Origin of the sequence: Nocardioides sp. (genome assembly GCF_036374615.1) — a bacterium.
Classification (GTDB): domain Bacteria; phylum Actinomycetota; class Actinomycetes; order Propionibacteriales; family Nocardioidaceae; genus Nocardioides.
The window spans coordinates 1-4,886 of the sequence record NZ_DASUTK010000214.1; the positions used below are offsets into that span (position 1 = coordinate 1).

6 protein-coding genes are annotated in these 4,886 nt (G+C 69.6%); all 6 read left to right on the top strand.

Annotated elements, in window-relative coordinates:
* Positions 1–450: extracellular solute-binding protein (locus VFZ39_RS16555; RefSeq protein WP_330866894.1), on the top strand; the 450-nt coding region annotated here is incomplete at its 5' end.
* Positions 451–459: 9 nt separating this feature from the next.
* Positions 460–1,398: a sugar ABC transporter permease gene (locus tag VFZ39_RS16560; protein ID WP_330866895.1), complete on the top strand. Its 939-nt coding sequence runs from the start codon at positions 460–462 to the stop codon at positions 1,396–1,398.
* A complete protein-coding gene (locus tag VFZ39_RS16565; RefSeq protein ID WP_330866896.1) occupies positions 1,398–2,306 on the top strand; it encodes a carbohydrate ABC transporter permease in 909 nt (302 codons plus the stop codon). Before VFZ39_RS16560 ends, VFZ39_RS16565 begins: the two co-directional genes overlap by 1 nt.
* Positions 2,306–3,373 carry an ABC transporter ATP-binding protein gene (locus VFZ39_RS16570; protein WP_330866897.1) on the top strand — a complete coding sequence of 356 codons (1,068 nt, stop codon included), beginning with the start codon at positions 2,306–2,308 and terminating at the stop codon, positions 3,371–3,373. The genes VFZ39_RS16565 and VFZ39_RS16570 overlap by 1 nt, the downstream gene beginning before the upstream one ends.
* On the top strand, positions 3,373–4,449 hold the full coding sequence (locus tag VFZ39_RS16575; RefSeq protein ID WP_330866898.1) for an ABC transporter ATP-binding protein: 1,077 nt from the start codon (positions 3,373–3,375) through the stop codon (positions 4,447–4,449). Before VFZ39_RS16570 ends, VFZ39_RS16575 begins: the two co-directional genes overlap by 1 nt.
* Positions 4,450–4,556: 107 nt before the next feature.
* Positions 4,557–4,886: Gfo/Idh/MocA family oxidoreductase (locus VFZ39_RS16580; protein WP_330866899.1), on the top strand; the 330-nt coding region annotated here is incomplete at its 3' end.

The window sequence follows — 4,886 nt, forward strand, 5'->3', positions numbered from 1 at the left end:
GGCAGCACGCCCGAGGAGATCGAGAGCAAGCTCGGCTTCGCGACCCTGCCGACCCAGGACACCGACTTCGTTCCTCTCGGTGGGATGGGCATGCACATCTCGGCCTACGCCTCCGACGAGGCCCAGGCGGAGGCCCTGAACTTCATGAAGTGGTTCGAGCAGGCCGACGTCCAGAAGAAATGGGCCGCCGCGGGCGGGGTGCCGTCGCGCACCGACGCCCTCGAGTCGTCGGAGTTCCTCGACGCCGGACCGTTCAGCCAGGTGTACGCCGACTCGGTCTCCCGCCTGCGCGACATGTGGAACGTACCCGAGTACGCCCGCCTCATCGACATCGAGAACACCAACGTCAACGCCGCTCTCAACGGGGCCAAGGACCCCGAGGAAGCACTCGACGACATCGCCACGGAGCAGCAAGAGGTGCTGGACTCCGGCGGCGGCGGCGGGCTGTGATCTGACCCCATGAGCACGACGACCGACCACCCGGTGCAGGAGGCGTCCACGACGCCGCCTGCACCGGGGCGGTCCCGCCGCCTCAGCGACCGCGGGCTCGCCGTGGCCTTCATCTCCCCGGCGATGCTGTTGCTGCTCGCGATGTCCGTCTTCCCCTTGCTGTGGGCGCTCTACCTGTCGTTCACCGACTACTCGGCCACGCGGGACGTGCCCGCCAACTTCGTCGGGCTGCAGAACTACATCGACATCCTGACCTCGGCGCAGGTGCGCCAGCGGGCCCTGACGACGCTGATCTACGTCATCGGTGCGGTCACCCTGCAGACCGTGCTGGGCTTCGCCATCGCCTACCTCATCTCGCGGCGCACCCACGGACGGGGAGTGCTCACCACCCTGTTCCTGGTGCCGATGATGCTGTCACCGGTCGTGGTCGGGCTGTTCTGGCGCTTCATGCTCGACGCGCAGTTCGGCGTGATCAACAGCATGCTGGGCTCGCTCGGGTTCGGGCAGGTGGAGTGGCTCACGCGGCAGCGCACCGCGTTGCTCTCCCTCATCGTGGTCGACACCTGGCAGTGGACGCCGTTCATCATGCTGATCGCGCTCGCCGGCCTGACGGCGGTGCCCAAGTACCTGTACGAGGCCGCCTCCATCGACCGGGCGTCGGAGTGGTTCCGCTTCCGCAACATCACCCTGCCGCTGGTGTGGCCGCTGCTGCTCATCGCCGTGATGTTCCGGGCCATCGAGGCCTTCCGGCTCTTCGACCTCGTGTACATCCTCACCAGCGGGGGTCCGGGGGTGTCCACCGAGACGCTGTCGTTCCACGTCTACAAGGTCGCGTTCCTCGGCTTCAACACCGGCGTCGCCTCGGCGTACGGGATCCTCATGGTCCTGGTCGTCATCGTCCTTGCGCAGCTCTACCTGCGCTACCTCAACAAGCTCAAGGAGGGCTGATGGCCATCTCCATCCAGGAGGCCGTGCCCACCGGTCCTGTTCCCGACGATCCGCCACGCTCCCGCCGTGGTGGTCGGGGCCGCGCGGTGGTCGAGGTCGTCCTGCTCGCCGCGCTGGCGATCGCCATGCTCTTCCCGGTGCTGTGGATCCTCGAGACGTCGATCAAGGAGAACCGGGACGTCTACGCCGTCCCGGCCAAGTTCTTCGGCTTCAGGGTCACGCTCGACCACTACAAGGACGCGTTCGTCGCCGCCGGCGGCGGTCGCTCGGACCTGTCCGTCGCGTTCCTCAACTCCGTCATCGTGGCCGGGGGATCGACGGCGCTGGCCACGCTGTTCGGGGTCCCGGCGGCGTGGGCCTACTCGCGCTTCGAGCTGCGGGCAAAGAAGGACCAGCTGTTCTTCATCCTGTCCACCCGCTTCATGCCGCCGGTGGTGGTCGTGATCCCCGTCTTCCTGATGTACCGCCAACTGGGGCTGATCAACACCAAGCTCGGCCTGGTGCTCATCTACGCCGCGTTCAACGTCTCGTTCACGATCTGGATGATGAAGGGGTTCGTCGACGAGGTGCCATCGGAGTACGAGGACGCCGCCATGCTGGACGGCTACACCCGGTTGCAGGCGTTCTGGCGCGTCACCCTGCCACTGCTCGTGCCCGGTATCGCCGCGACGGCGGTCTTCGCGCTGATCTTCTCGTGGAACGAGTTCGTGTTCGCCATCTTCCTCACGTCCAGCCAGGACGTGCGCACGGCCCCACCGGCCATCGCCGGCCTCATCGGCGGCACCACGGTGGACTGGGGTCTGGTCGCCGCCTCCGCGACGGTGTTCGCGATCCCGGTGCTCGTGTTCGCCTACCTGGTGCGCAAGCACCTCGTCGCCGGCGTGACCCTCGGGGCGGTGCGTCGCTGATGGCGGGCATCGAGGTGACCTCCTTGCACAAGCGCTACCCCGACGGGACCGTCGCGGTGGAGCACGTCGACCTGTCCATCCGCGACGGGGAGCTGTTCGTCATGCTCGGTCCGTCGGGTTGCGGCAAGACCACCACGCTGCGCGCCGTGGCCGGCCTGGAGAGGCAGACGTCGGGTGACATCCGCATCGGCAGCACGCTGGTGAACGACCTGCCGCCCGGTGAGCGCGACATCGCCATGGTGTTCCAGTTCTACGCCCTGTACCCGCACCTGAAGGTCCGCGACAACCTGGCCTTCCCGCTGCGGGCCGAGGGACTCCCCGAGCCGGAGGTGCGTGAGCGGGTCGCGGAGTCGGCCGAGATGATGGAGCTCGGTCCCCTCCTGAACCGGCGGCCGCAGCGGCTGTCCGGAGGGGAGCAACAGCGGGTTGCGCTGGCGCGCGCGCTCGTACGCCGCCCACGCGCGTTCCTGATGGACGAGCCCCTCACCAACCTGGACGCGGAGCTCAGGGCGGACATGCGGACCCGGATCAAGCACCTGCAGGCCGAGCTCGGGACGACGATGGTCTACGTCACCCACGACCAGGTCGAAGCCATGTCGCTCGGTCACCGCATCGCCATCCTCAACCAGGGCCGGGTGGAACAGATCGGCACACCGCTGGAGGTCTACGACCGTCCGGCGAGCCTCTTCTGCGCCGCGTTCATCGGTTCCCCGCCGATGAACCTCATCGAGGTCGAGGTAGCCGACGGGGTGCTGCGAGGTCCGGGCGGGCTCACCCTCACACCACCCCCCGGCCTCCCTCGCGACGGCTCCCTCGTCGCCGGGGTCCGGCCGGAGGCATTGGAGGTCACGGTCCCGGGAGCGGAGCGATCGATCCCCGCGCGGGTGGTCTCGGCGGAGGCGCTGGGCGACGAGATCATCTATGTCGTCGCCCACGGCGGCGAGCGCGACGTCCGCGTGCGGATGCCACCGACCGCCCGTTTCGCCGCCGACGCACCGGTCGGCCTGCGGCACGCGGGCGGCACACCGCCCGTGTACGACAAGAGCACGGAAGAGCTGGTGGCCTGATGGGCGCCGTGGCTGCGCAGGGACTGCGGAAGGCCTTCGGTGAGGTGCAGGCCCTGGACGGCGTGGACCTCGACGTGCCGGACGGGGCGTTCTTCGTCGTGCTGGGGCCGTCGGGTGCAGGCAAGACCACGACCCTGCGGGCGATCGCCGGTCTGGAGAAGCTCGACGCGGGGTCGGTCCACCTGGACGACAGGGACGCCACCGATGACACCCCGGCGGCGCGCGACCTGGCCATGGTCTTCCAGAGCTACGCCCTCTACCCACGCCGCACGGCGTACGAGAACATCGCCTCGCCGTTGCGGGCGCGTCGCGCGTCGTCCGGAGAGATCGCCGCCGCCGTCGACAAGGTGGCGAAGCTGCTGCACATCGAACGTCTGCTGCAGCGTCGGCCCGCGCAGATGTCGGGTGGTGAGATGCAGCGCGTGGCGCTGGCCCGTGCCCTGGTCCGTCGCCCGCGCGCGTTCCTCATGGACGAACCCCTCACCAACCTCGACCTCAAGCTCCGGGTCGAGATGCGCACCGAGCTCACCCGGATCCACCGCAGCCTCGGCGGGACCTTCGTCTACGTCACCAACGACCAGGTGGAGGCCCTGTCCATGGCCGACCAGGTGGCAGTCCTCCGGGATGGGAGGGTGCAGCAGGTCGGGACGCCGGCCGAGGTGTACGAGCGACCGGCCAACCAGTGGGTCGCCAGCTTCGTCGGGAGCCCCCGCATCAGCCTGCTCGCCTGCCACGCCGAAGGCGACCGCCTGGTCGGCGTGGACGGGTGGACGCTGCCGCGCCCCCACTGGACCACGGCGGAGGAGGGCCGCCCCCTGCTCCTCGGCCTGCGCGCCGAGGACCTGTCGGTCGAGCATCGTGGGGACGCCGCCCTGCCCGGTGAGCTCTACGGGCTCGAGCCGCTCGGCGACCGCACGGTCGTCGACGTCAAGGTCGGCGGGGAGATCCTCAAGGTCAAGGCACGGCCGACCGTCAGCGGGACGCCCGGGGAGCGCCTGTCCGTCACCGTCGACCTGGACCGTGCACACCTGTTCGACGCAGGCACCGGGCTGGCGCTGGCCGAAGCCGGGCGGTAGCCGCGCGAGCCCCGACAGACTCCCGGCGGCTCCCGGTCCGCATCCACCGGGAGCCGCCGCGGACCTCACGTCCCGATCGCTGAAGCGCGGAGCAAGAAGGAGCATCCATGACAACCAGCACCCTCGATGCGTCCCCCGACCGTGTCCTCGGAGACGAGCTGTCGGTCGGGATGGTCGGTCATGCCTTCATGGGTGCGGCGCACTCGCAGGCCTGGCGCAACGCACCTCGCTTCTTCGACCTCCCGCTGCATCCCCGGATGACGGCGGTGGCGGGTCGCGACGCCGGGCGCGTGGCCGACGCGGCGGACCGGCTGGGCTGGGAGTCCACCGAGACCCCGTGGCAGGCCCTGGTCGCGCGCGACGACATCGACCTGGTCGACGTGTGCACCCCTGGCCACACCCATGCGGAGATCGCCATCGCCGCCCTCGAGGCCGGC